Raw genomic sequence first — 26,506 nt, 5'->3', positions numbered from 1 at the left:
ACTGTCGGAATGTCGATCAATTGGTCAATCGATTAAACGATTTCTTACCTGGCGTTCTTCTTACCCGGTGGTCGAGAACACGAACGAGAACTCCGCCGGCTCCGCCTTCAGGAAGTACTGCGGCAGCGGGCCCGGCCCGCACGACTGCGAGCCGATGCCGTGCTGCCCGTGGTCGAGGTTGACCCACACCGTGTCGCCTGCCGTGAGGTCGGTGCGGTGCCGGGCCGCCTCGAGCTGCTCGGTCGTCCAGCGCCGCGCGGTGAACCAGAACTCCGGGTCGCCCTCGATCCGCAGCCCGCCGAGCTCCACCCAGCGGACATCGGCGCGGGCGCCGTTCTCCTGCGGACGGACGTACGGGGTCTGCAGCCCGTCCACCGTCGACTGCCAGCGGCCCACCATCGACGCCGTACTGGTGTCCGGGTACGCCTCGCCCGGACCGCCGCCGAACCACTCCACCCGGTCGGCCTCCGGCAGTCCGAAGCGGACCCCGAGCCGGGGCAGCGGCACCGTCCAGTCGCCCTCCGGGGTCACGGTCACGGTCAGCCGGAGCCGCTCGCCGTCGGACGTCCAGCGGTACACCGTGTCCAGGCCGACCTCGCGGGCCGCGGGCGCGACCCGGGTGCGGACCGTCAGCGCGTCGTCGCCGGCCTCGACCGAGACCAGGCGGTGCCGCATGCGGTGCAGGCCGAGTGTGCGCCACAGCATCCCGTAGCGGGTGTCGGTCTGCCATTCGGCGCCGTCGTCGTTGTCGGTCGGCGCCCGCCACACGTCCAGCCGCGGTGCCGCGCCGACCGCCACGCCGCCGATCGAGCGCAGGGCGCCGGTGCGGGGGTCGAACTCGGCGGGGCCGAGGGTGATCCGGTCCGGGTCGGCCACGGGCCGGTCGCTCGCGGGGAAGGACGGCAGCGGCCGTGCCCCCGCGGCGAACTGACCCCAGGCCACGACGTGGTCCTTCGGAGCCCAGACCGTGTCGTCCGCGAGCAGCGCCCGCACCGTCCACTGGCGTTCGCCGCCCCGGCCGTCCACGGGCGGCTCCGGCAGCTTCACCTCGGCGCTCTCGCCCGGCGCCAGCGCCGGCACCGCCAGCGCACCCGACTCGACCGTCTCGCCGTCCACCTGGCACGACCACTCGAACGCCAGCGCCGACAGGTCCGCGAAGTCCTGCTTGTTGGTGATCCGCACGATGCCGTTCGCGCCGTCGCCCTCGATGTGGACCGGCTCGATGACCTTCTTGTACTCGATCAGACCCGGCGACGGCGTCCGGTCCGGGAAGACCAGCCCGTCGCAGACGAAGTTGCCGTCGTGCAGTTCCTCGCCGAAGTCACCGCCGTAGGCGTAGCCCAGCTCGGCGTGCTTGACGCCGTGGTCGATCCACTCCCAGATGAACCCGCCCTGGAGCCGCTCGTAGTTCTCGAACAGCTCCTGGTAGTCGGCGAGCCCGCCCGGGCCGTTGCCCATCGCGTGCCCGTACTCGCACTGGATGAACGGCAGTGCGCGGCGCCCGTGCGTGCCGCCGTCGAGCCGCTGCCCGATCTTCTCGACCTCGTCGTGGAAGGCGTACATCCGCGAGTACACGTCGGTGTCGCGGCAGTTCCAGTCGCCCTCGTAGTGCACCAGCCGCTCGGGGTCGCGGTCGTGGATCCACTCGGCCATGGCGGTGAGTCCGCGCCCGGTGCCGGCCTCGTTGCCCAGCGACCAGAACACCACCGACGGGTGGTTCTTGTCCCGCTCGACCATCCGCTCCGCACGGTCCAGCAGGGCCGGGGTCCAGCGGTCGTCGTCGACCGGGTTGTCCCGCCAGTCCTGCTCGGTGAAGCCGTGGGTCTCCAGGTCGCACTCGTCGATGACCCACAGGCCGTACTCGTCGCACAGGTCCAGGAAGGCCGGGTGCGGCGGGTAGTGCGAGGTGCGCACGGCGTTGAGGTTGTGCCGCTTCATCAGCAGCACGTCCTCGCGCATCGTCTCCAGGTCGAGCGCCCGGCCCTGCTCGGGGTGCCACTCGTGCCGGTTGACGCCCTTGAAGAGGATGGCCTCGCCGTTGACCTTGATGAGCCCGTCCTCGAGGGCGACGGTCCGGAAACCGATCCGCAGCGGCACCCGCTCGCCCTCGGTGGCCAGCACACCGTCGTAGAGCTTCGGCGTCTCGGCGGTCCACGGCTCGACGGCCACCGTCACCGGCTCGCCGGCCGCGACATCGATGTCCAGGGCCGGGACGGTCACCCGCCCGTCGACGTCGGAGTCGACGCGCAGGGTGCCCTCGCCGGTGGTGTGGTCGTACGACGCGTGCACGAAGAAGTCGCCCACACTGCCCGCCGGGCGGTGCAGCAACGTCACGTCACGGAAGATGCCCGGCAGCCACCACTGGTCCTGGTCCTCCAGGTACGAGCCCGCCGACCACTGGTGCACCCGCACCGCGAGGACGTTGCCGCCCGGCTTCAGCAGATGCCCCACCGCGAACTCGTGCGGGAGCCGGGAGCCCTTGAACTCGCCGAGCTCCGTGCCGTTCAGCCAGAGGCGGGCGCAGGACTCCACGCCGTCGAACCGCAGCACCGCCCCGCCGTCCGACGGCCAGTCCGACGGCAGGTCGAAGACGCGCAGATGGTCACCGGTCGGGTTCTCCGTCGGGACGTGCGGCGGGTCCACCGGGAAGGGGTAGAGGTGGTTGGTGTAGATCGGGGACCCGAACGCCCCGTCGCCCTGGAGGACCCAGTGCCCGGGGACCGTGACCTCGGCCCAGCCCTGGGCGTCGTAGCCCTCCTCGGCGAACGAGTCGTCCTCGGCGTCGGCGGTGGCCGACAGCCGGAAGCGCCAGCTGCCGTTCAGCGACAGGGCCTTGGCGTCCGAGGACGCGTACCAGGCCCGGGCCGGAAGGGCCCCGCTGCCCGGGGAGACGTCCTCGACATAGTCGGCGGTGGTGCGGAAAGACATCGGTCTCCTTGCTCAGCCCTTGATGCCGGTCTGGGCGATCCCCTGCACCAGCCAGCGCTGGAGGAAGAGGAACACGAACACTAGGGGCAGGATGGAAATGGCCGTGGCCATGAAGATCATGTGGAAAACGACGGTCTGGTTGGTCATGTAGCTGGAGAGCGCCACCTGGACGGTCCACGAACTCGGGTCCTGCCCGATGACCAGCGGCCACAGGAAGGCGTTCCAGCCCGCGATGAAGGTGATGGTCGCCATCGCCGCGAAGAAGTTCAGCGAGTTGGGTACGACGACACGCCAGTACGCACCCCAGTAACCCAGTCCGTCCATGCGCGCCGCCTCCTCCAGCTCCTTGGGGAACCCCAGGAAGTACTGCCGGAAGAGGAAGCAGGTGAAACCACTGAACAGGCCCGGGATGATGAGACCCCGGTAGGTGTCCACCCAGCCGAGCGAGGAGACGAGCACGAAGCTCGGCACGAAGGTGACGGCCGTGGGGACCATCAGGGTTCCCAGAACGGCGTAGAACACCTTGTTGGCGTGCTTGTACGGGATGCGGGCCAGACCGTAGCCCGCGAGGGAGCACACCAGCAGGACGCCCACGGTGTGCAAGGTGGCCACGACCGCCGAGTTCCACAGGGTCTGGGCGAAGGGGACCGTCTCGTCGCTGAAGAGCTCGCTGATGTTGCCCCACTGGATGTCCGTGGGGAAGAGCTTCCAGTTCTCTCCGGTGATATCGGCGTCTGTGGAGAGGGCGTTGCGGACGAGGATGTAGAACGGGATCAGGAAGAGCAGGGCGGCGACGCCGGTGGCGATGTAGAGGCCGGTGGAGCTCATCACGCCGCCGCCGCGCCCGACCCGGCTGGGTGTGTCCGCCTTCGGTGCGGACTTGCGCACCTTGGGGATGGTGGTGGTCACTTGGACTCGTCCCCCCTTCCGAAGCCCATGATCTTGCCCTGGAGCAGGGTCACGGCGCAGATCAGCACGGTCAGGATGAGTGCGCCCGCGCTGCCGGCGCCGTAGTCCTGGCTCTCGCCCAGGGCCTTGTAGTACAGCTCCATGAGGGGTGGGCGGCCCCAGGTGGTCTTCGACAGCAGGTTGAAGAACTCGTCGAAGGCCTGGTAGGCGGCGACGAGCAGCAGCAGGATCACCGCGGTGGACGTGGCCCGCAGCTGGGGCAGGGTGATGTGCCAGAAGGTCTGCCAGCCCGACTTGGCTCCGTCGATGGCGGCGGCCTCGTACAGCTCCTCCGGGATGTTCTGCAGCGCGGCGATGAACAGGATCATGTAGAAGCCGGACTGCAGCCACAGCCGGGCGGTCACGATGACCAGCCAGTACCAGGGCGGGTTGGGGTCGATCAGCCAGGCGATGTTCTCGACCCCGAACCAGCCGAGGACCGTGTTCATCAGGCCGAAGCGGACCCCGCTGAAGATGGACATCTTCCAGATCAGCGACGCGGCGACGTAGCTGACCGCGGTCGGCAGGAAGAAGACCGACCGGAAGAACGCCCGCATGAAGCGCAGCCGGTTCACCAGCAGGGCCAGGCCCAGCGAGAGCGCCCAGGTGGTGGGCACGATGAACGCGGCGAAGACGGTGAAGGTGCCGAGCGAGCCGACGAAGTCGTCGTTCGTCAGCATGTAGACGTAGTTGTCGAAGCCGACGAACTTGTCGGGCGTGACGGTGAAGCGGGCTTCGAAGAAGCTGAGCCAGAGGCTCCAGAGGATGGGCGCGTATACGAAGATCGCCAGACCGATCAGGAACGGGCCGGTGAAGAGCCAGAAGGTGAGAGTCGGGCTGCCCCGCAGACTCCGCCGCGGCTTGGCCGGGGAGGCCTTGGCCGTGGCGGAGTCCGGGACGTCGAGCTTGGTGGTCGTCGACATGTCGTGGTCCGTCCCGCGACCTATCCGAACAGCTTCTTGAGCTCGCGGTTGACTGCCGTGTCGCACCTGTCGAGAGCCTTCTCCGGGTCCATGTTCTTGCGGACGCAGTTGGCGAAGACGTCCTCGAAAGCGGTGCGCATGGCCTGGGTCCAGCCGATGTTGTCGAAGTGCCCGAACTCGTTGAAGAGCTTGACACCCTCAGCGGCGTTCCCCGACTTGAGCTTGTCGGCCTTCGCGGCGATCGAGGTGCGCGGCGGGATGTGGAAGCCGTAGGAGGTGGCCCAGTCCTCCTGGTACTCCGCCTGGTCGATCCACAGCCACTTCACGTACTCCTTGGCCGCGTCGACGTTCTTGCTCTTGGCGTTGACGAACATCGACCAGCCGCCGTTGTAGACGGACGGCTTTCCGGAGTCCGTGACCTTCGGGAAGGGGAAGACGCCCCAGTCGTCGCCGAGCGCGTCCTGGATCGCCGGCATCGCCCACATGCCGCAGAACTGGATGGCGCACAGGCCCTGGTTGAACGAGGAGGGGTCCCAGGACTCGGTCGGAGCGCCGAGGAGAAGGTCGCCGCTGGTGAACAGCTGGCGCATCTTCTTCAGGCCCTCGACGACGCCGTCCGTGTGGTAGGCGATCTCGTTCTTCTCGTTGAGGTGCTGGGCGCCGGACGACCAGATCAACGTGTCGTTCACGCTGTGCAGGTCGTTGCCCATGTACAGGCCCTTGACCTTGCCGGTGGTGAGCTTGGCGGCGGCCTCCATCAGCTCGTCGAGCGTGGTCGGCACCTCGACCTTGGCCTTCTCCAGCATCGACTTGCGGTAGAAGAAGAACTGCGGGTCGTCGATCATGCGGACGCCGTATATCTTCCCGTCGACCGTGTGCGACTTGATGTCGGCCGGGTTGAAGTCGTCCTTGACCGGGTCGACGATGTCGGTCAGATCCGCCACTTGGCCGCTCCTGACCATCTGGATCTGCGGGTGGAACTCGAAGAGGTCCGGCGCGTTCTTGGTGAGCAGCGCAGAGAAGAGCTTGCTCTCGAAGTCCGAGCTGGTGATCCACTGCGTGGTCACGTTGGCGTCCTTGTACGCCTTCGCGTACCGCTTGATGGCCTGCTCGGTGCCTGCCTCGCCGTACGCGTGGAACATCTGCGTCAGGCCGGTGCCCGACCCGGACCCGCCGCCGCGTCCGGTGTTGCTGCCGCACGCGGCGAGTCCGCCCGCGGCGGCCAGGCCCATCGCGGCCCGCAGTACGTTTCGGCGGTCCCAGTTCATGTTGCTCGATGCCGACATGCTGACGTCCTTGTCTCGAGTGCGGCTGCGGCTCTTCGGCTCACTGCCTGATGGCTCACGGGCCCGGGGGCTCGCGCCAGATGGCTCAAAGAGAGGTGCGGTGCGGGACGCTAGAGCTTCGGCTAAGGCTTCGGCAAGGGGTTGGACGAAGTCTGTTCGAAGCGTTGTGTCCGGTTCGTGATTTCGAACATGCGGGGGGAGAGTGGAGGAGTTGCTTCCGCCGCTACGAGGGTGGTGCGGCGGTACGGCTCCTCACGGGGGCGGTGCGTTTGCCGTTCTTCTGCCCGACGGCCTGCAGGGCGCCCTCCAGCGCGAACGTCGCCGCGCCCAGGCACACCGGGTCGGTGGGGATCGGGGAGAGGACGATCTCGGTGGCGGCCAGCGGCCGCGGCAGCGCGTGCAGGGTCACGGCCTCGCGCACCTCGCGCAGCAGTGGTTCGCCCAGGGTGCGGGCGACCCAGCTGCTCAGCACGACGATCTCGGGGTTGAACAGGTTCACCAGGTCCGCGACGCCGGCGCCCAGATAGCGGGCGGTCTCGTGGACGGCCCGGCGTGCCACCGGGTCGTCGGCCGCGATCCCGCGGGCCAGTGCGTCGATGGTCGCCGTCTGGTCGTCCGCGTGCAGCAGCGCGCTGTCGGGGCCGATCTCCCGCAGGTTCAGCATGATGCCGCGCGCGCCGACGTACGTCTCCACACAGCCATGGTTGCCGCAGCGGCACAGCCGCCCGTCCAGCACCATCGTGGTGTGGCCCCACTCGCCGGCGCTGTTGCTCACGCCCCGGTGCAGCCCGCCGCCCAGGACGAGCCCCGCGCCCACCCCGGTCCCGAGGTTGACCACCACGGCGGTCCCGGCCCCGCGTGCGGCCCCGAACCACAGCTCGGCGACCGCGCTGGCGCGCAGCGGGTTGTCCAGGTGGAGCGGGTAGGCGATGTGCTCGGTGAGCAGGTCGAGCAGCGGTACGTCGTGCCAGTCCCAGTTGGGCGCGTACTCCGAGGTGCCGGTGGCGCGGTCCACCTGCCCCGGCACGCTCACACCGACCCCCAGCACCCGGGCGCCCTCGATGCCGGCCTGCATGACCACCGAGCCGACGGCGGTCGCCACATGGCCCACCACCTGCTCGGGCCGGCTCTCACTCGCGCGGACGTCCTCCTCGGCACGGGCCAGGACGTTCAGCCCCAGGTCGAACAGCTCGACATGGACGTACGTCTCGGCGATGTCGACGCCGATCAGCGCGCCCCCCGAGGCGTTGACCGCCACCAGGCCCCGGGGCCGGCCGCCGGCCGAGTCCTCGAAGCCGACCTCCGTGATCATGCGGAGGTCGAGCAGCTCGCCGACGAGTGTGGCCACCGTGGCGAGGCTGAGGCCGGTGGCGGCCGCCAGCTCCTGCCGGGAGGTGGGTGACTCCGCGATGATCTGGCGCAGCACCTCATAGCGGTTCGCGGTGCGGATGTCGCGTGATGTGCGCTTCACCGGAGTGCCCCATTCCTTCCCGGACCGGCCCTGGCCGGGGTCGACGTCGGCACCGGCGCGGCGCAAGGCTATGGGCTGGCGGGACTTTCGACAAGGGGTTTGGAAAGGGGCTTTATAAAGTGCGCTCCTGGTGAGGCCGGTGGTGGCCGGCCGTGGCTCGTTCATGATGCCTCAGGGCGCGCGGGCGGGGCGCGTCAGACCCTGTCCTCGACCGCCCCGCTCACCGGAGACGCGGCTGCCTCGCTCAGGACGCCCGCGCTCGCGACCGCGGCCGCCAGTTGCTGCTGCACCTGCTCCGGCAGCTCGGTGCCGTGCACGGTGCTCACGAGGTCCTGGGCCAGGTGATGGAGCTTGGTGTTGGTGTTCTGGGAGGTCCTGACCAGCACGCTCCAGGCCGCCTCGGGGCTCAGTCCGAAGGAGGCCATCAGGATGCCGCGGGCGAGATCGATGGTCGGCCGGGTCTGCATGGCCCGTCGCAGCTGGGCGACTTCGGTGCGCAGCTCCTGGTCGGCGCCCTCCCGCGGGGGCGTGCCGGACCCGGCCGGGCGCACGGCCTCCTCCCGCGGGCTCGCGATGCGGGCGGCCGAGGGTGTCGTCCCCCCGGCGCCCGGGCCCGAGTCCGAGAACAGCTCCCTGGTGCCGGTCAGGCCGAGCAGGCGCTCGACCGCCAGGCCGCTGGAGCGGAGGGTGACCGTCTTGCCCTGGTCGAGGGCGCGCATGCGCAGATCCAGCAGCATGTTCAGGCCCGAGCAGTCGCAGAACCCGATGGCGTCCAGGCGCAGGTCGATGCCGCTGCCCGACAGCGTGAGGATGTCGTGCAGATCGGGCAGGAGCCGCCGGCTGCCCAGATCGAGTTCGCCCCACAGGGTCACGGTCATCCGGTCGCCGTCCGGTGCGACGTCCATGGTCGCCATGCAGGGTGGGACCGCCGTCGGCACACTGTCGCTCGCCGCGGATACGGCGCCCTCGTGGGTGTGAGACCGCGCAGAGTACGCAGGCTCCGACATGGCCCTGTTCTCCCTTGTCCGTTCGCCCTGCCTTCGTTTATCCAGCGTCACCTCTCTACCCCACACCCGTCAACCGATACATGAAACGAAGTACGTGTTTTTGAGTGCGTGAACCTCTGGTCGGTAGAGTTGGGGCATGGATGGAGTGCCCGAGTCACACACCGGATGGACGTTTCTCACCAACCACGCCCGCGTGCTGGCTGCCATCGCCGATAATCACAGCGCCCGTATCCGGGACATCGCGGCCCACTGCCGGCTCACCGAACGCGCTGTCCAGAAGATCATCGCCGATCTGGAGCAGGACGGTTATCTCTCCCATACAAGGGAGGGCCGCAGCAACACGTACGAAATCGACCCGGGCAAGGTGCTGCGCCACCCCGCCGAGGCCGGTCTGACCGTGGCGTCGCTGCTCTCCCTGCTCGTCAAGGACGAGGTCGACCGCGCGACGGCCCCCGGCGGCCGCCCGCACGCCACGACCTGACCCTGCGGCCGTCCGCCCCCGGACGGCCGGCCGGGCCCTTCCTGTTACGCGTCCAGCAGCACGTCCCGCACGAAGGTGTTGGCGAACTTCCCCTCCGGGTCCAGCTCCCGCGTCAGCGCACGGAAGTCGCCCAGCCGCGGATACAGCCCGCCCAAAACGGACGCGGGCACGGTGAACACCTTCCCCCAGTGCGGCCGCGCCCCGAAGGGCTCCAGCGCCTCCTCGACCCGCCGGACCACCGGCAGCACCGCCCGCGTGTCCTCGACCCAGGTGAAGTGCGCCGCGACGGTGTCCCGGCCGTGGGACGGGCTCAGCCACTGGTCGTCACCGGCGACCGTGCGCACCTCGCAGGTCTGCAGAACCGGGGCGACCGTCTCCCGGATCGCGTCGAGCGCGTTCAGCATCTCCACGGCGTGCCCGCGCGGCAGCAGATACTCCGACTGCAACTCCGCCCCGCTGCTCGGGACGAACTCCGCCCGGAAGTGCGGCAGCCGCTCGTGCCACGGCCCCGGCACACCGAACTGCTCGGTGCAGTTCACCGCGGGCATGCCCGGCACCGGGTGCATCTTCTCGGCGGCCGGAGCCGCCCAGGGGAAGGCCGGCAGAGCCTGGTCGGTGCGCCGCTTCAGCCACACCTGCCGGAAGCCCGGCGCCCGCCAGTCGGTGAACAGGCTGACGCTGTACCCCGTCGCCATCACCGTCTCGAACGTCCCCGAGTCCAGTCCCTCCAGCGGCAGTTCGGTGAACACGTGCTGCTCGACGTCGAAGGCCGGCTCCAGGTCGAGGGTGAGCGCGGTGACGACACCGAGCGCGCCGAGCGAGGTCACGGCCCCGCCGAACCGCTCCTCGTCCCGTCCTATCGTCACCGTCGAGCCGTCCGCCGTGACCAGTTCCACCTCGCGCACGACCGTCGAGAGCGGGCCGTTGAGGACCCCCGAGCCATGGGTGCCGGTCGCCACCGACCCGGCCACCGAGATGTGCGGGAGGGACGCCATGTTGTGCAGCGCAAGACCCTGCCCGTGCACCCGGCGGGACAGCTCCGCATAGCGCACGCCGCCGCCGACGCGGACCGTACGGGCCGCCGTGTCGACGTCCACCTCCGGCGGCAGCCCGGCCAGCGACAGCAGGGCGCCCTCGGCGCCCGGCTCGGCGATCCCGTTGAAGGAGTGCCCGCTGCCCAGCACCCGCACCCGGTCGCTGTCCGCGACCAGCGCGCGCAGCGCCGTGAGCGACCCCGGCCGGTGCAGCTCCTTGGCCGCGTAGGTGATGTTGCCCGCCCAGTTGGTCACGGTGCCGGTCATCCGCGTCGTCCTTCCCCGAGGCTGTGGGGGGCGGCAAGCCCCCGCCGGAACCTACCCCGGCCCGATGTCCATTGCCGCCGCCGCCCGGCTCGGCCTACCGTGGAGAGGTTGTAGAGAGCGGTTTCTACCCGTGCCGCTGATCCGTATGCGTCAGCGTGTCGCCGAGCCGGAAGGTCACCTCCTTGAGTCAGCGCCCCCAGGCACTGTTCGCCATGGCCGCCGAGAACGTGCCGCAGGTCTTCCCGCCCGAGGTGCTGGCGCGGCTGCGGGAGTCCGTGGACATCGATCCCGCCCTCGTGGCGCAGGACTTCACCGACCCGCGGGTGCTCGACACGCTGGCCCGGACCGAGATCCTGGTGACCGGCTGGGGCTGCCCCCGGCTCGACGAGGCGGTCCTCGACGCGGCTCCCCGGCTGCGCGCCGTGCTGCACTCGGCCGGCTCGGTGAAGTCCTTCGCCACCCCCGGGATCTGGCGGCGCGGCATCGCCGTCTCCTCGGCGGCCGCCGCCAACGCGCTGCCGGTCGCCGAGTACACCCTCGCCATGATCCTGCTCGCCGGGAAGGACGTCCTGGTCGCCCGCGACCGGATGCGCACGTCCCGTACCTCCTCCGGCTGGGGCATCGTCCCCGGTATCGGCAACTACGGCCGCCGCGTCGGCGTCATCGGCGCCTCCCGCATCGGCCGCCGCGTCCTCGAACTGCTCCGCCCCTTCGATCTGCGGCCCGCCCTCACCGACCCCTACGTCGGCGAGGAGGGGGCCGCCGCCCTGGGGGTCCCCCTGTTGTCGCTCGACGACCTGCTGCGCACCTCCGGCATCGTCACCGTCCACGCCCCCGAGACACCCGAGACCCACCACCTGATCGGCCACCGCGAACTGGCCCTGATGCCCGACGGCGCGGTGCTGATCAACACCGCGCGCGGCGCGCTGGTCGACCACGACGCCCTGGTGGCGGAACTGCGCGCCGGGCGCCTGTCCGCGATCCTCGACGTCACCGACCCCGAGCCGCTCCCCGCCGATTCGCCCCTCTACGACCTGCCCGGCGCCTTCGTCACCCCGCACCTCGCGGGCTCCCAGGGCAACGAGCTGGCCCGCCTCGGTCTGACGGTCGCCGAGGAGGCGGAACGGCTCCTGGCCGGAGGGAAACCGGCGTACGCGGTCGACCCGGCGGCACTGGAGCGCGCGGCCTGAGGCGTGCAGATAGGCGCCAACCCCGGCACTTGCTGACATAAGGAGCCATTCACCCGGGTCGGGGGGACCCGGTACCGGCCTCGCACCCCCATGGGCATACCGTGAGGAGTCGTACGTCCGAGCCGGGAGGAGAGACGGGATGAGCAGCGGCAGCCGTACCGCGCTGGTCGAGGATCTGATGGAGCGATTCCCGCATGTCCCGCGGGAGGCCGTCTTCAAGGAGGACCTGCTCCGGGGTGGAGTGGCATTCGACCCGTCCGCGCTCAGCGACAACGAGGGCGGCGAGGTCAAGCCGAAGTCGTACTTCATCTTCTCCTTCGACCACGGCACCCTGCCCGAGCTGGGCGAGGCCGCACTGCGCCGCCCGCCCGAGGAGATCATCCTCACCGGCGGCCCGTACGACCTGCGGCGGACCGTCGTCTCGGTCCGGGTGAACCCTTCCTCGCCGTACCGCGTCGCCGCCGACGAGGACGGCGTGCTCGGCCTCTACCTCGACGGCAAGCGGATCTCCGACGTCGGCGTCCCGCCGATGCCCGAGTACTACCGGCACACCCTCGCCAACGGGAAGTCGGTCATGGAGGTGGCCCCGACCATCCAGTGGGGCTACCTGATCTACCTGACCGCGTTCCGCGTCTGCCAGTACTTCGGTGCCAAGGAGGAGTGCCAGTACTGCGACATCAACCACAACTGGCGCCAGCACAAGGCGGCGGGTCGCCCGTACACGGGCGTGAAGGACGTCGACGAAGTCCTCGAGGCGCTCGAGATCATCGACAAGTACGACACCGCGAAGGTGTCCACCGCGTACACGCTCACCGGCGGCGCGATCACGTCGAAGGTCCAGGGCCTGGACGAGGCGGACTTCTACGGGCGGTACGCCAAGGCCATCGAGGAGCACTTCCCGGGCCGCTGGATCGGCAAGGTCGTCGCGCAGGCGCTGCCGAAGGACGACGTCCAGCGGTTCAAGGACTACGGCGTGCAGATCTACCACCCCAACTACGAGGTGTGGGACGAGTACCTGTTCAAGATGTACTGCCCGGGCAAGGAGCGCTACGTCGGCCGCGACGAGTGGCACAAGCGCATCCTCGACTCGGCGGACATCTTCGGCGCGCGCAACGTCATCCCCAACTTCGTGGCGGGCGTGGAGATGGCCGAGCCGTTCGGCTTCACCACGGTCGACGAGGCCATCGACTCGACCACCGAGGGCCTGCGTTTCTTCATGTCCCACGGCATCACGCCCCGCTTCACCACCTGGTGCCCGGAGCCGACGACCCCGCTCGGCAAGGCCAACCCGCAGGGCGCGCCCCTGGAGTACCACATCCGTCTGCTCCAGGCGTACCGGCAGACGATGGAGGACTTCGGCCTCTCCTCGCCCCCCGGCTACGGTCCCCCCGGCGCCGGCAACGCGGTCTTCTCGGTCAGCTCCTTCATGGACAGCCTGCCCGCGGACGAGCCGGTCGAGATCTGACGCCGGAGCCCCGTATGCCGCTGTGTCCCGATGGCGACCCGATGTGATTCGGGTCGCCATCGAGACGTTTCGGCGTTCCGTACGTATCTACTTCCGGAGTCGGCCGCGTCAGGATTTGAATACGTGGCTTGTCAGTTGTGTCGAGAACGTGAAAAACTCGTCTCCTGCCCCGAGGTTCCCCCCAACTCCTTTGCCAACATGGTGAGTTGACCTCGCTTGTGGATGCAGGAGACTCATGCCCGACCTGCCGACCCCTCAGGACGCCTCCGAGGCCGCGCTGTTCTCCGAGTGCTGGGACGCGGTCCTCGCCTACGCCGACCTGTGCACGTCCGGCTCCACCGCCGCCGCACAGCTGGGCCGCGAGGCGTTCGCACACGGCATACGTGAGGCACGCGCCGCCGATGCCGGCCCGGTCCGCGCCTCCGGGCGCCGCCCCGCCCGGCTGCCCCGCATACCCCTGCTGCTGACCGCCGTACGCACCACGGCCGCGGCCTGGGAGGAGGCGGGGCAGGGCCACAAACTCGACCCCGACCTGCGGCTGTGGCTCAACTCGGACAAGGCGGCCCGCTACACCGGACCGCCCCTGCAGCGCCCGCTCGCGCTGCGCGGACTGCGCGATCTGCAGCAGGCGGACGCGGAACTGCTGTGGCTGGCCGAGGTGGAGGCGCTGCCGCTGTCCCTGGTCGCCCGCCGCCTGGGCCTCGACCCGGCCGCCGCCGCCGACGAACTCCAGCAGGTGCGCACCCTGTTCCGGGACCGCTGCCACCGCAACCACCTCGACACGCCGATGGACGCCCGGTGCCGCAGCTACGCCCGGCTGCTGGACGCCGTCACCCGTGCCCCCGCCGCCGACGCCCCGGGCGACCTCTCCCGGCACCTCGCCACCTGCGTGCAGTGCGCCGAGGCCGCCGCCTGCCTGCGCCTGCACGGCGGAGGACTGCCCGGGGCGCTGGCCGGCGGGGTGATCGGCTGGGGCGGGCTCGCATACCTGGAGCGCCGCCGCCGCGCCGCCGAGGTGCGGCTCGGCGCCGGCCGTCCCGGCCGGGCGGAACTGGCGGCCGCAGAACCGGAGGACGGCGCGCAGAAGGCGCGCGTCGCCCGCAACGGTCTCCTCGTGGCCGCCGTCCTGGTCTCCGCCCTGGCACTCGGCGTCTCGATGATGCCCTTCGGCGGCAGCGGCGACGACCTCGGAGCGCGCGGCGACGCCGGCCGTCAGCCGGTGGCCGACCCCGAACTGTCCGTGCCGTCCGTCCCCTCACTGCCTCCCGCGACCTCGAAGCCGGCCGGCAAGGCCACCGAGAGCACAGGGAAGTCGCAGAAGCCCGGCAAGCCCGAGAGCAGCGACCGCCGGACCGAACCGCAGGGCACCTCCTCTCCCACGGACCGCGCGGAAGGCCGCGAGAGCGAGGACCCCACCTGCCGGGTCGAGTACGACCTGGTCAACCAGTGGCCCGACGGCTTCCAGGCCACCGTCACCGTCACCACCAACGAGTCCCTCGACTCCTGGCGCGTGTCCTGGTCCTTCCGGGACGGCCAGCAGGTCGGCCAGATGTGGGACGCCTCCGTCTCCCAGAACGGCTCCCGCGTCACCGCCACCGCCGCCGACTACAACAAGTCGGTCCAGGCGGGCGACGACCTGGCCTTCGGCTTCCTCTCCTCCTGGCACGGCAAGAACTCCCCGCCGTACGACTTCGAGCTGAACGGCCGGGACTGCGCGAAAACCGGTTGACGCGACTCCGCCGTGACGGGATAGCGTTACGGCGGTTCCACGAAGAACCGAAGATCCCAGGGACCAGGAGGTGTTGACCGATGGCTGTCATTGCGATGGGCGCTGCCCGCATCCAGGAATCCATCAAGTCCACCTCCGTGGCCACCGGCTGACACTCCTCACTTCTCCGTCGCGTACGCACGCGACCGCCGGGGCCACCCTCCCGAAGGGTCATCCCCTTGAGTTCCATGAACTCCACTTCCGTCTCCTCCGCGCTCGCTCCCTACGGCTGGGACGAGGGATGGGCCGAGGCGTTCACGCCGTACGACGCCGAAGGGCTGCTGCCCGGCCGCGTCGTACGGGTCGACCGTGGGCAGTGCGACGTCGTCACCGCCGACGGGATCCTGCGGGCCGACACCGCGTTCGTCACGCCGCACGACCCGATGCGGGTCGTCTGCACCGGCGACTGGGTCGCCGTCGAACCCGGCGGGAACCCGCGCTACGTCCGCGCGTACCTGCCGCGCCGCACCGCGTTCGTCCGCTCCACCTCCTCCAAGCGGTCCGAGGGGCAGATCCTCGCGGCCAACGTCGACCACGCCATCGTCGCCGTGTCCCTCGCCGTCGAGCTCGACCTCGGCCGTATCGAACGCTTCCTCGCACTCGCCTGGGAGTCCGGCGCTCAGCCCGTCGTCGTCCTCTCCAAGGCCGACCTCGTGCCGGACGCCGTCACCCTCTCCCATCTCGTCCAGGACGTGGAGACCAGCGCGCCCGGCGTGCCGGTGGTGCCCGTCAGTTCGGTCGACGGGGACGGGCTCGACGTGCTCGCGGCGATCGTCGGCGGTGGTACGTCCGTGCTGCTCGGGCAGTCCGGCGCGGGCAAGTCGACCCTCGCCAACGCACTGCTCGGCGAGGACGTCATGACCGTCCAGGCCACCCGGGACGCCGACGGCAAGGGCCGGCACACCACGACCACCCGCAACCTGCTCGCACTGCCCGGCGGCGGAGTCCTGATCGACACCCCCGGACTGCGGGGCGTCGGACTCTGGGACGCCGGGACCGGCGTCGGGCAGGTCTTCTCCGAGATCGAGGAACTGGCCGAGCGGTGCCGCTTCCACGACTGCGCCCACGAAGCCGAGCCGGGCTGCGCGGTGCTGGCCGCCATCGAGACCGGCGAGCTGCCGGAGCGGCGACTGGACAGCTACCGCAAGCTCCTGCGGGAGAACCAGCGCATCGTCGCCAAGACGGACGCCCGGCTCCGGGCGGAGATCCGCAAGGACTGGAAGCGGAAGGGGGCGATGGGACGGGCCGCGATGGAGGCGAAGCGCGGATCGCACTGGCGTTCGTAGGCGCGTCGCCACCGGCCTCGCCGAGGCGCCTGCCGACGCCGACGCAGTGCTGGCCTTCTTGCTCCACATGCGCACAACCGGCCGACGGCCGACCCCACGCCATGGTCCGAGGGGCGGGTGGCCGCCCTCGCCCGCGGTGCCGTGGAGGCCCGCCTCGCACGCCGCGCGACGCAGCCGGCACCCGAAGCGCCATGTCCGATTTCCGCCAGCGGCAGGCCGGCCGACGGCGGAGACTGGACGTGTGAGAGACCAGTTGACGGACGAGGACACCAGGTACGAGGCCGTACGCAGCCGCGACGCCCGTTTCGACGGCGTGTTCTTCTTCGCCGTCGAGACGACCGGCATCTACTGCCGGCCGAGCTGCCCCGCGGTCACCCCGAAGCGGGCCAACGTACGGTTCTTCGCCACGGCCGCCGCCGCGCAGGGCTCGGGCTTCCGGGCCTGCCGGCGGTGCCGGCCGGACGCCGTGCCCGGCTCCGCCGAGTGGAACGTCCGCGCGGACGTGGTGGGCCGGGCCATGCGGCTGATCACCGACGGCGTGGTCGACCGGGAGGGCGTCGCCGGTCTCGCCGCACGGCTCGGCTACAGCGCACGGCAGGTGCAGCGGCAGCTCACCGCCGAGCTCGGCGCCGGGCCGGTCGCGCTCGCCCGGGCCCAGCGGGCCCACACCGCGCGCGTGCTGCTCCAGACCACCGGGCTGCCGGTCACCGAGATCGGGTTCGCGTCGGGCTTCGCCAGCGTGCGGCAGTTCAACGACACCATCCGGGCCGTCTACGCCTCCACCCCGAGCCAGCTGCGGGCCGCCGCCGTCCCGAAGGGGGGCCGCAACCGCCGTACGGCCACCCCGAACGCCGGCATCCCGCTGCGGCTCGCCCACCGCGGCCCCTACCAGGCAGGACCCGTCTTCGACCTGCTGGAACGCGAGGCCGTAGCCGGCGTCGAGGACGTGAGCGGCCCGCCCGGCACGCGCACCTACCGGCGCACGCTCCGGCTCCCGTACGGCACCGGCATCGTCGCCGTGGACGAGCGCCCCGGCACCGCCCGTACCGGGCTCGGCGCCCACCCAGGCGGCTGGCTCGACGCCCGGCTGCACCTCACTGACCCCCGCGACCTGACCACCGCCGTACAGCGGCTGCGGAGGCTGTTCGACCTCGACGCCGACCCCTACGCCGTCGACGAGCGCCTCGCCGCCGACCCACGGCTCGCGCCCCTGGTCGCCGCCCGGCCCGGGCTGCGCTCGCCGGGCACCGCCGACCCGGAGGAACTCGCGGTGCGCGCACTGACCGGCCGGACGGAGGCGGAACGGCTCGTACGGCGGTACGGCAAGGCGCTGGACGCCCCCTGCGGCAGCCTCACCCACCTCTTCCCCGAGCCGGCCGTCCTCGCCGGTGCCGAGCCCGGCGGCACCCTCGGCACGCTCACCGCCGCCCTCGCCGACCACGCCGTACGCCTCGACCCGGGCGCCGACCGGGACGACGCGCAGGACGCCCTGCGCGCCCTGCCCGGCCTGGACGCCCGCACCATCGCCGAGATCCGCACCCGCGCCCTCGGCGACCCGGACGTGGCCCCGCCCGGCCTCGACGTCCCCGACAGCTGGCGCCCCTGGCGCTCGTACGCCTTGAACCACCTGCGTGCAGCAGGGGAGTGGGAGTTGTGATGACCACGACGTACTGGACGACCGCGCACGGCCCGCTCGGGCCGCTGCTCCTCACCGCCGCCCCGACCGGCGAGCTGACCTCGCTGTCGGTGCCCGGGCAGAAGGGCGGACGCGTGGTGCTGGACGACTGGCGGCAGGACCCTGGACCCTTCCGTGAGGCCGAGGAGCAGCTCGGCGCCTACTTCGCCGGGGAACTGAAGGAGTTCCGGCTGCCGTGGCGCACCGAAGGCACGGCCTTCCGGGAGAAGGTCTGGGCCGCGCTGGACGCCATCCCCTACGGCTCGACCGTGACCTACGGCGAGATCGCCGCGCGGATCGGAGCGCCCAGGGCGGCCGTACGGGCCGTCGGCGGGGCGATCGGCGCCAATCCGCTGCTGGTCGTCCGGCCGTGCCATCGGGTGATCGGCGCCGACGGCACACTGACCGGATACGCGGGCGGACTGGACCGCAAGGTACGGCTGCTCACGCACGAGGGTGTGCTCTAGGCCTCGCCGGGGCGTTTTCAGCCCCAGAAGACCGCGCCGATCCAGGCAGCCGCGATCAGCTGGCAGGTGAAGAGTTCGGCCAGGATGCTGGAGCCGCCCGAGCGCATCACCGTGCGCAGGGCGGCGACCGCGTCGCCGTGGCGGCCGAGGCGGCGGCGTTCGTAGAGGTAAATTCCGGCCAGGAATCCGGGGATCGCGCCGAGTACGGGGAGCAGGACGAAGCCGAGGGTGGATCCGGCCCCGGCCCAGGCCAGCATGCGACGGTTGGCGCCGCTCGCCCGGAGCTTGCGGGGAGGCAGGGCCCAGCGCACGCCCTGGGAGACGAACATCAGGACCGTGGCACCCACCAGGACCCACCACGCGACGGGCTGGGGATCCTTCAGCGCCCACCACATGACCGCGGCCCACACCAGCAACGACCCGGGCATCGCGGGCAGCAGCACTCCGAACAGACCGAGCAGGATGACCAGCCCGACCAGCAGGAGGTCCCACACTCCCATCTGACCAGCCTGCCGGAATCCATGAGAAGACGCAGGTCAGGAGCGTGGCCTCGGTCAGGACCCGCAGGTCAGCCGCCCGGAGCCCGTCGTCTGCCCCTATCGCATGGACGTTCTAGGGATCACTCGAGCCGCCGTTTCACGGTGCCGTGACGGGCCGGTTTTTCCGGAAGCCCCGTTTTCATCCCGGCTGTGCGGTGGACAATCAGGGGCATGAGTCAGCAGGGGGGAAGGCCCACCGGTCATGACGACGACTGGTGGAGGCACTTGTACGACGACTCCACCGACGACACGGGCCCCACACCCGCCCCGGATTCCCTGGACGACCGCTTCGCCTCGGCGGCGGGGGCGGTAGGGGACCCGGTGGACGAGCGGCCCGCCTCCGAGCCGGTGCTCCCGGCGCCCCGGGCAGGGGCCGCCGAGGTCACGGACACGGCGCGCCGGGCGCCCTGGGAGCCGCCGTCGGCCCGGCTCACGGACCCGGTGACCTTCCCGACCGCCACGAAGCCGCCAGGGCGGTCCGGGCAGGTACCGGATCGGCCACCCACGGCCGGCGCGACCTCACCGGCCTCGGAGGGCCCGACGGAGCCCCCCGCGACGGCGGCCCCCACCTCCGGGACCCCCGAGGTCCCACCACCGGCCCCTCCACCTCTGCCCACCACCCCACCCTCCTGGCCCAGCCCGGAATTCCGCCCCGCCCCGCCGGACGCCCCACCCCGCCCCGCCGACCCGGCGCTCGCCCCACCTCGCCCCGCTGATCCACCGCTCCCACCGCCCCCTCCCGCCGATCCCCCGTCCGGCCGGACCGCCCCCCGGATCGAGCGGCCCGCGACCTCCCCCCGGCCCCGTGGGTACGTGGGGTCCCGGCCGCCCACCTACGAGGCCGAACCCGTCGCCCTTCCGGCGGCCGACCCCGATGATCTCGATGATCTCGTCGCGGACACCGTGCTCGACGGGGCCCGGTACGGGGCCTGTACGTTGCGGGCCGTGTCCGTGCGGGGGGACTCCGCGCGGTACCGGGGGGAGCCGCGGCGCGACTCGTTGCTGACCGCGCGCTTCGGCACGGGCGAGCACGCGCTGCTGCTGGTGGCGATGGCGACCGGGGCCCGTGCCACGCCGGGGGCGCACCGGGCCGCCGCCGAGGCCTGTCACTGGATCGGGCGGGCCGTCGGGCGCAGTCATGCCCGGCTCGTGGCGGACATAAGGGACGGCCGGCGCGGCGACCTCAAGTCCGGACTGCACCGCCTCACCGACCGCAGTCTCGGCAAGCTCCGCGCCAGCGCCTCCGAACAGGGCGTCGACCCGGAGGAGTACGCCGCCGGCCTGCGCTGCCTGCTGCTGTCCGCCGATCCGGAGTGCCGTACGCGCGTCTTCTTCGGCGTCGGACCCGGTGGGCTGTTCCGGCTGCGGGACGGTGAGTGGCAGGACATCGAACCGCAGGTCGCCGAGATCAAGGGCGAGCCCGTGATGGGGTTCGGGTCGCCGCCTTCCGAGACGCCCGAGGGCGACAGGTTCACCATGGACCTGGGCATCCCGACCCCGCCCAGCCCTTACGAACCGGCCCCGGAACCACCCCGCGAACCCTTCCGCTTCCGCACCTCCGTCGCCCGCCCGGGTGACACGCTCCTGCTGTGCAGCGGCGGCCTCGCCGACCCGCTGCGCGGCGAACCCGAACTGGGCGACTACCTCGCCGAGCGGTGGTCCCGCCCCGAGCCGCCCGGCCTCGCCGCGTTCCTCGCGGACTCCCAAGTGCGGGTCAAGGGTTATGCGGACGACCGTACGGCCGCCGCCGTTTGGGAGGCGTGAGCGCGCACCCTGTGACTTGATGGAACCCGGAGGGACTCCCAGGAGACCGAAGGGGCAGACGAGAGCCATGGCCAAACAGAACGTCGCGGAACAGTTCGTCGACATCCTGACCCGCGCCGGAGTCAAACGTCTCTACGGGGTCGTCGGCGACAGCCTGAACCCCGTCGTCGACGCCGTCCGCCGCAACTCCGCCATCGACTGGATCCACGTCCGGCACGAGGAGACCGCCGCCTTCGCCGCGGGCGCCGAAGCCCAGATCACCGGCAGACTCGGCGCCTGCGCCGGCTCCTGCGGGCCCGGCAACCTCCACCTCATCAACGGTCTGTACGACGCCCACCGCTCCATGGCGCCGGTCCTCGCCCTCGCCTCCCACATCCCCTCCAGCGAGATCGGCCTCAACTTCTTCCAGGAGACCCACCCCGACCGGCTGTTCGCCGAGTGCAGCCACTACAGCGAGCTGATCTCCAGCCCCAAGCAGATGCCCCGGCTGCTCCAGACCGCCATCCAGAACGCCGTCGGCCGCAGCGGCGTCAGTGTCGTCTCCCTGCCCGGCGACATCGCCGACGAGCCCGCCCCGGAGAAGGCCGCCGAGACCGCCCTCGTCACCTCCCGGCCGACGGTCCGCCCGGGTGACGAGGAGATCAACCGGCTCGTGAGGATGATCGACGAGGCCGACAAGGTCACCCTGTTCTGCGGCAGCGGCACAGCGGGCGCGCACGCCGAGGTCATGGAGTTCGCCGGGAAGGTCAAGTCCCCGGTGGGGCACGCGCTGCGCGGCAAGGAGTGGATCCAGTACGACAACCCGTACGACGTGGGCATGAGCGGGCTCCTCGGATACGGCGCCGCCTACGAGGCCACCCACGAGTGCGACCTGCTGATCCTGCTCGGCACCGACTTCCCCTACAACGCCTTCCTCCCCGACGACGTGAAGATCGCCCAGGTCGACGTCCGGCCCGAACACCTCGGCCGCCGTTCGAAACTGGACCTCGCGGTGTGGGGCGACGTACGGGAGACGCTGCGCTGCCTGATCCCGCGGGTGAGGGAGAAGAAGAACCGCCGCTTCCTCGACCGGATGCTCAAGAAGCACGCGGACGCGCTGGAGGGGGTGGTGAAGGCGTACACCCGCAAGGTCGAGAAACACACGCCGATCCACCCCGAGTACGTGGCGTCCGTGCTCGACGAAGTCGCCGCCGCCGACGCCGTGTTCACCGTCGACACCGGCATGTGCAACGTCTGGGCCGCCCGTTACATCACGCCCAACGGCCGCCGCCGCGTCATCGGCTCCTTCTCCCATGGTTCGATGGCCAACGCGCTGCCCATGGCGATCGGCGCGCAGTTCACCGACCGCGAGCGGCAGGTCGTGTCGATGTCCGGCGACGGCGGGTTCTCCATGCTGATGGGCGACTTCCTGACGCTGGTGCAGTACGACCTCCCGGTCAAGGTCGTCCTCTTCAACAACTCCTCCCTCGGCATGGTCGAGTTGGAGATGCTGGTCGCCGGGCTGCCGTCCTACGGCACCGCCAACAAGAACCCCGACTTCGCCGCCGTCGCCCGGGCCTGCGGCGCGTACGGCGTACGGGTCGAGAAACCCAAGGAACTCGCCGGCGCCCTCAAGGACGCCTTCAAGCACAAGGGACCGGCCCTCGTCGACGTCGTCACCGACCCCAACGCCCTGTCCATCCCGCCGAAGATCAAGGCCGAGATGGTGACCGGCTTCGCCCTGTCCGCCTCCAAGATGGTGCTGGACGGCGGGGTCGGCCGGATGCTCCAGATGGCTCGCTCCAACCTGCGCAACGTGCCCCGGCCTTGAGCGCGGTCAGCTGTACGGCGCCCACTCGCGTGCAGAGGTGTCGTACATGTACCGGGGCAGGCCCTTGATGCCGCTGGTGCGGAACGGGCGGCCGGCGTCGTCGACGCGGACCGTGCCCTTGCGGCCCTGGGAGGACCAGTCCAGCTCCAGGTACCAGCGGCAGTCGCACGTCACGGTCCGTGCGGTGACCAGCAGCACCTCGGGGTCCTCGGCCGAGACGCGGTACGGCATGCGCACCGCCGGGATCGGCACGCCCGTGTCGCTCCCGGCGACCGCGTGGGCGATGGGGCGGTCCTTGTCCAGGTTCACGTCGAAGGAGCGCGGGGTGACCGCACCGCCGCAGCCCTGGTCCATGGCGTAGGCGTTGCCCGGGGCGGGGGCCGTACGCCCCACCACGCGTACGCGCAGCGCGTTCAGCACGACGGCCGTGTCGGTCCGCCCCTGCACCGACAGCTCCACGAGCGTCTCGCCGCCGTGCACCGCGCCCTGCGTCGCCGCCCAGACGCCGGCGTCCTGCGGGGTCGGGGGCGGGGGAACCTGCCGCGGCGGCTTGGCGACGACGTAGTCGTGACCGCAGCCGAGCTTCCAGGCCTGGGAGTTGGCGGACCAGGTGAGGGGTACGGAGGGTTTCTTCCCGCTGTGCGGCGGGGTGGTGGTCCGGTCGGAGGAGGGCGCGGGGGAGGGCTTCTTCCTCGGGGTGGCGGATGCCGAAGGCTGCCTGGTGGTGGGCGAGTCGCTCGGGGTGGGCGAGGTGCCGCTCCGGTCCGGTGCCTTCGCTTCCGTCGTGCCCGACGCGAGGGGCCCGGCCGTAGGGGCACGTTCTGCGGTGGGGCGCCGGCCGTCCGGCAGAGCGGACAGACTTCCGAGCGTCGCGAGTAACGCGCAGGCGGCGGCCAGCCCGACCGCGACGCGTCTGCGGCGGTACCAGGGGCGGCGGGGGAGCGGGGGCGGGTCGGCCGCCGTATCCGGTTCGTCCTCCGGCGCACTCGCCGTACGAGGCCGCCGGCGTGCCGCCAACGCCAGGAGCCAGCGGCGGTGAAGCTCGAGGCGTTCCTCCGGAGTCGCTCCGCAGAGCGCCGCGAAACGCTCCACGGGCGCGAAGTCGACAGGGACCGCCTCGCCCGCGCAATAGCGATGCAGGGTCGAGGTGTTCATGGCCAGACGGCGGGCCAGCGAACCGTAACTGCGGTCCGTGCGCTCCTTCAGCGCTCTCAGCAGCGCCGCGAACTCCCCGACGTCGTCCACGTCTTCCTCTGCCGACACGTTTCCCCGCCCTCGTAAGGTCCGACCCGGCCCGGGACGGCATCCCAGGCATCCCTGTACCTGCACGTCAGACGGGCTGGGATGGTTCCACCGTGGCCGATCGGCCGCGGGCTGTTGCGCTCGCCGGCTGTGGCCGCTGATGCTCTTGGTGCCGCACCGACCAGGCCCGGGCCGACCAGCCGGCCTCGCCGCGGCACCACGCCAACGCACTCATCCACGGGGGGAACACCCATGTCCATGCGCATCCGAACGAGCGCTCTCACCGCACTCACCGTCGCCGCCCTCGCGGCGGGCACGGTCCTCACGGCACCGGCCGCCGGCGCCGCGCCGAAGGCCGCCGCGCCCAAGTTCCTGTCGGCGTCCCAGCTGCCGCCGCACCCGACGTCGTCCTGGACCGCCGGGCCGGTCACCGACGGGTTCCCGGAGGAACTCGGCTTCTGCGTGAGTACGGAGGGCGCGCTCGACCACGACTACCGGCACCGGGAGTTCCGGACCGACCTGGAGACCAGCGCCGTGCAGTTGACCGTCGTGACGGGCACGGCGGCCCAGGCCAAGGCCCTGGCTAAGCACTACGACGACCTGATCCGCACCTGCGCCGACCGCATCGAGGAGTCCTCCCCGGATGTCGAGGCCGAGGGCCGGGACTACGGTTCGCTGCCCGTCGAGGAGGGCGCCCGCGTCCGCGGCCTGCACACCGAGACGTCCTGGGGTGCCACGGACATCTCGCTGCTGTCCGTCGGGCGGGACGGCAGGACCGTCACCGTCGTGGAGTGGGGGCAGATGGGCGACTTCGGTGACGCCCCCGTGGCCGCCTTCAAGAAGACGACGACCACCGCCGTCAAGAAGCTGTACTGACCGCGCGACAGCCGGAGAGAACCAGGGCCGTCCTCCCGTCACGGGGGTCGGGAGGACGGCCTTGTTCCGGTCAAGGGCCCGGGGGAGACCGTCGTACTTCGGCCAACTTCACCGGACCGCCGCGCACGGGGGCCGGCTGCCCCGCTCCTTCGTCGCGTACGCAAGGATCGGCAGCCGGCCATCGGCACATCGTCCGAATCTCCTGCGGTCACGATCCGCCCGAGGACATGTACCGGCTATCCTCTTGTCCCCCTCCCCGCCATCGCCGCACCGCTCAGCGGCCCGCGGCCCGGCCCGCCGGTCCCGTCCGATTGGCCGAACACCCGGTCGTTGACGACTCGACATGACTGCCGCGTGTCCGATGGGGCATGGATCCCCGTGAACGTGTTCGAGCAGGAGGGGAACCGACATCGGCGCGCGGGCGGGGGTCATGGAGAGGCAGGTACGAGGAGGCGGTCCCATAGCGATAGGGGCCTTCTCGGCGAAGACGGTGGAGGACAAGACCGACGACGACACGGAGCAGGTGCCCGTGCCTCAACTGAGGCGCAGACTCGGGCGGGCGGACCTGCGGGCCGTGCCGGAGGCCCGCAGAGCCCTGCGGGAACTGCTCGGGCAGTGGGGGAGGACCGGACGATCGGACGTAGCGGAACTGCTCACCAGCGAACTCGTCACCAACGCGATCGTCCACACCGATCACGACGCGCTCCTGACGGCCACGGTCGGACCGCGTGGACTGCGGGTGGAGGTACGGGACTTCGTGGCACGCAGACCCCGGCTGCGCGTACCGATCGCCGACGACGGTACGAACGGCAGGGGCCTGTTCCTTGTGCAGTCCCTCGCGGACGTCTGGGGCGTCAGGCCGCACGGAGTGGGCAAGGCCGTCTGGTTCGAGCTGGGGGCCGAGGCGGCGTGAACGGGAAGGGGGCGCGGCCCGCGGGCCACGCCCCCTTCCCGGCTCTGTCCGGCCGGACTAGCCGAACTGCTGCTCCAGGTCCTTGAGCTTGCGCTCCAGGGAGTCGAGACGCGGCAGTGCCATGGTGTCGTCCTCGGCGGTGAGGTCGACGGTCACCGGGTCAGCTCCTTTGCGAGCGGGCTGCAGGGAGGGACGCGAGCGGACGGGCAGGGGCTCCGGCGCGGATATGGCAGGCTCCGCGGAGACCTGCGAGGAGCCGCGCTCCACCTGCACCTCGAGCTGCCGGCCGCCACCGCGGCCGAAGTGGCCGCGGTGACCGCGGCTGATCGCCTTCAGCTGGGCCCGCTCCACGCGCTGCTGGTCGCGGCGCCGCCGCCGGGTCTCGTCCTTCTTGCGCTTGTCGTCGCGCACCTCGTCGACCGCCTCGTCGAGGCTGCGCACGCCCTCCAGGAGCATCAGCGACCAGGCGCTGTACGTCTCCCGCGGAGCCCGCAGCCAGCGGACGATACGGATCTGGGGCAGCGGGCGCGGCACCAGGCCCTGCTCCCGCAGGGCGGCGCGGCGGGTCTGCTTCAGCGCGCGGTCGAAGAGCACCGCCGCGGACAGGGACATGCCCGCGAAGAAGTGGGGGGCGCCGTCGTGGCCGATGCCCCTGGGCGCGTGAACCCAGTTGAACCAGGCCGCGGCGAGGGCGAACGTCCAGACCAGTATCCGGGAGCCGAGGGCGGCGTCACCGTGGCTGGCCTCGCGCACCGCGAGTACGGAGCAGAACATCGCCGCGCCGTCCAAACCGAACGGGACGAGGTACTGCCAGCCGCCGTTGAGGCCGAGGTTCTGCTCGCCGAAGCCGACCAGGCCGTGGAAGGAGAGTGCGGCGGCGACGGCCGCGCAGCAGAAGAGGAGGACGTAGGAGACGGTGCCGTAAAGGGCCTCCTTGCGTCTGCGGCGTTCCTCGCTGCGCTCCCAGGAATCGTCCGCGCTCGTGTCCTTGACCGAGGAGCGCTTGCCGCGCGCGAGAACCGCTATCGCCGCCAGCATGCCCAGGAGAAGCACGGCGCCCGGAAGTAGCCAGTTCAGCGATATGTCGGTCAGTTTCATCTGGGTGGTCCCTTGCATTGGGATAGGGCCTAACGCCCGCCATAGTGGCCCAATCCCAACGGCCCTCA

At 71.1% G+C, this 26,506-nt stretch carries 21 protein-coding genes; 11 read left to right on the top strand and 10 right to left on the bottom strand.

The annotated features are described in order from the left end of the window. Positions 1–60 precede the first annotated feature (60 nt). The 6 genes from OG542_RS08035 to OG542_RS08010 all read right to left on the bottom strand — a co-directional run bounded on the left by OG542_RS08035 (position 61) and on the right by OG542_RS08010 (position 8,461). On the bottom strand, positions 61–2,928 hold the full coding sequence (locus OG542_RS08035; RefSeq protein ID WP_328409439.1) for a glycoside hydrolase family 2 TIM barrel-domain containing protein: 2,868 nt from the start codon (positions 2,926–2,928) through the stop codon (positions 61–63). Positions 2,929–2,940: 12 nt separating this feature from the next. Continuing rightward, on the bottom strand, positions 2,941–3,837 hold the full coding sequence (locus OG542_RS08030) for a carbohydrate ABC transporter permease (protein WP_328409437.1): 897 nt from the start codon (positions 3,835–3,837) through the stop codon (positions 2,941–2,943). Beyond that, positions 3,834–4,799 carry a carbohydrate ABC transporter permease gene (locus tag OG542_RS08025; protein ID WP_328409435.1) on the bottom strand — a complete coding sequence of 322 codons (966 nt, stop codon included), beginning with the start codon at positions 4,797–4,799 and terminating at the stop codon, positions 3,834–3,836. Before OG542_RS08025 ends, OG542_RS08030 begins: the two co-directional genes overlap by 4 nt. Before the next feature lie 20 nt (positions 4,800–4,819). Continuing rightward, positions 4,820–6,085, bottom strand: a complete 1,266-nt coding sequence (locus OG542_RS08020) for an ABC transporter substrate-binding protein (protein WP_328409433.1) — start codon at positions 6,083–6,085, stop codon at positions 4,820–4,822. Positions 6,086–6,308: 223 nt separating this feature from the next. After that, positions 6,309–7,556: an ROK family transcriptional regulator gene (locus OG542_RS08015; RefSeq protein ID WP_328409431.1), complete on the bottom strand. Its 1,248-nt coding sequence runs from the start codon at positions 7,554–7,556 to the stop codon at positions 6,309–6,311. A gap of 194 nt (positions 7,557–7,750) precedes the next feature. After that, on the bottom strand, positions 7,751–8,461 hold the full coding sequence (locus OG542_RS08010; protein WP_328409429.1) for an ANTAR domain-containing protein: 711 nt from the start codon (positions 8,459–8,461) through the stop codon (positions 7,751–7,753). A 238-nt stretch (positions 8,462–8,699) separates the two neighbouring features. Here OG542_RS08010 and OG542_RS08005 point away from each other — a divergent pair, with 238 nt between their 5' ends. Then, positions 8,700–9,044, top strand: a complete 345-nt coding sequence (locus OG542_RS08005; protein ID WP_184588935.1) for a helix-turn-helix transcriptional regulator — start codon at positions 8,700–8,702, stop codon at positions 9,042–9,044. 44 nt (positions 9,045–9,088) lie between these two features. Here the strand turns inward: OG542_RS08005 and OG542_RS08000 are convergent, their stop codons facing one another. Further along, complete coding sequence (locus tag OG542_RS08000) at positions 9,089–10,345, bottom strand: D-arabinono-1,4-lactone oxidase (protein ID WP_311128435.1); 1,257 nt, start codon at positions 10,343–10,345, stop codon at positions 9,089–9,091. Between the two features lie 182 nt (positions 10,346–10,527). Between OG542_RS08000 and OG542_RS07995 the strand changes: the two genes are divergently transcribed. From OG542_RS07995 to OG542_RS07970, 6 genes are all read left to right on the top strand, one after another. Continuing rightward, positions 10,528–11,535 (top strand): hydroxyacid dehydrogenase, encoded by a 1,008-nt coding sequence (locus OG542_RS07995; RefSeq protein ID WP_328409425.1) that lies wholly within the window; start codon positions 10,528–10,530, stop codon positions 11,533–11,535. A 139-nt stretch (positions 11,536–11,674) separates the two neighbouring features. Beyond that, positions 11,675–13,000, top strand: a complete 1,326-nt coding sequence (locus tag OG542_RS07990) for a radical SAM protein (protein ID WP_328409423.1) — start codon at positions 11,675–11,677, stop codon at positions 12,998–13,000. Between the two features lie 235 nt (positions 13,001–13,235). After that, a complete protein-coding gene (locus OG542_RS07985) occupies positions 13,236–14,729 on the top strand; it encodes a cellulose-binding domain-containing protein (RefSeq protein ID WP_328409421.1) in 1,494 nt (497 codons plus the stop codon). 227 nt (positions 14,730–14,956) lie between these two features. Continuing rightward, entirely contained in the window at positions 14,957–16,054 is a 1,098-nt protein-coding gene (gene rsgA / locus OG542_RS07980; protein WP_328409419.1) for a ribosome small subunit-dependent GTPase A, read from the top strand. 241 nt (positions 16,055–16,295) lie between these two features. Next, on the top strand, positions 16,296–17,711 hold the full coding sequence (locus OG542_RS07975; protein ID WP_328409418.1) for a DNA-3-methyladenine glycosylase 2 family protein: 1,416 nt from the start codon (positions 16,296–16,298) through the stop codon (positions 17,709–17,711). After that, entirely contained in the window at positions 17,711–18,196 is a 486-nt protein-coding gene (locus tag OG542_RS07970) for a methylated-DNA--[protein]-cysteine S-methyltransferase (RefSeq protein WP_193476766.1), read from the top strand. Before OG542_RS07975 ends, OG542_RS07970 begins: the two co-directional genes overlap by 1 nt. Before the next feature lie 17 nt (positions 18,197–18,213). On the opposite strand, the gene OG542_RS07965 is transcribed toward OG542_RS07970, so the two are convergent. Then, a complete protein-coding gene (locus OG542_RS07965; RefSeq protein WP_328409417.1) occupies positions 18,214–18,696 on the bottom strand; it encodes a DUF456 domain-containing protein in 483 nt (160 codons plus the stop codon). A gap of 210 nt (positions 18,697–18,906) precedes the next feature. Here OG542_RS07965 and OG542_RS07960 point away from each other — a divergent pair, with 210 nt between their 5' ends. Together OG542_RS07960 and OG542_RS07955 are read left to right on the top strand one after the other, a co-directional pair. After that, complete coding sequence (locus tag OG542_RS07960; RefSeq protein ID WP_328409416.1) at positions 18,907–20,499, top strand: protein phosphatase 2C domain-containing protein; 1,593 nt, start codon at positions 18,907–18,909, stop codon at positions 20,497–20,499. Between the two features lie 67 nt (positions 20,500–20,566). Further along, positions 20,567–22,309: a pyruvate dehydrogenase gene (locus OG542_RS07955; RefSeq protein WP_328409414.1), complete on the top strand. Its 1,743-nt coding sequence runs from the start codon at positions 20,567–20,569 to the stop codon at positions 22,307–22,309. 6 nt (positions 22,310–22,315) lie between these two features. Here the strand turns inward: OG542_RS07955 and OG542_RS07950 are convergent, their stop codons facing one another. Next, positions 22,316–23,572 (bottom strand): helix-turn-helix domain-containing protein, encoded by a 1,257-nt coding sequence (locus tag OG542_RS07950; RefSeq protein WP_328409412.1) that lies wholly within the window; start codon positions 23,570–23,572, stop codon positions 22,316–22,318. Between the two features lie 231 nt (positions 23,573–23,803). Here OG542_RS07950 and OG542_RS07945 point away from each other — a divergent pair, with 231 nt between their 5' ends. Together OG542_RS07945 and OG542_RS07940 are read left to right on the top strand one after the other, a co-directional pair. After that, positions 23,804–24,427, top strand: a complete 624-nt coding sequence (locus OG542_RS07945) for a hypothetical protein (protein ID WP_328409411.1) — start codon at positions 23,804–23,806, stop codon at positions 24,425–24,427. 430 nt (positions 24,428–24,857) lie between these two features. Then, a complete protein-coding gene (locus OG542_RS07940; RefSeq protein ID WP_328409409.1) occupies positions 24,858–25,340 on the top strand; it encodes an ATP-binding protein in 483 nt (160 codons plus the stop codon). A gap of 57 nt (positions 25,341–25,397) precedes the next feature. On the opposite strand, the gene OG542_RS07935 is transcribed toward OG542_RS07940, so the two are convergent. After that, a complete protein-coding gene (locus OG542_RS07935) occupies positions 25,398–26,438 on the bottom strand; it encodes a DUF2637 domain-containing protein (RefSeq protein ID WP_328409407.1) in 1,041 nt (346 codons plus the stop codon). Positions 26,439–26,506: the final 68 nt, after the last annotated feature.

The organism is Streptomyces violaceus (assembly GCF_036014075.1).
Taxonomy (GTDB): Bacteria; Actinomycetota; Actinomycetes; order Streptomycetales; family Streptomycetaceae; genus Streptomyces; species Streptomyces violaceus.
This window is presented reverse-complemented; position numbering and strand designations above follow the sequence as displayed.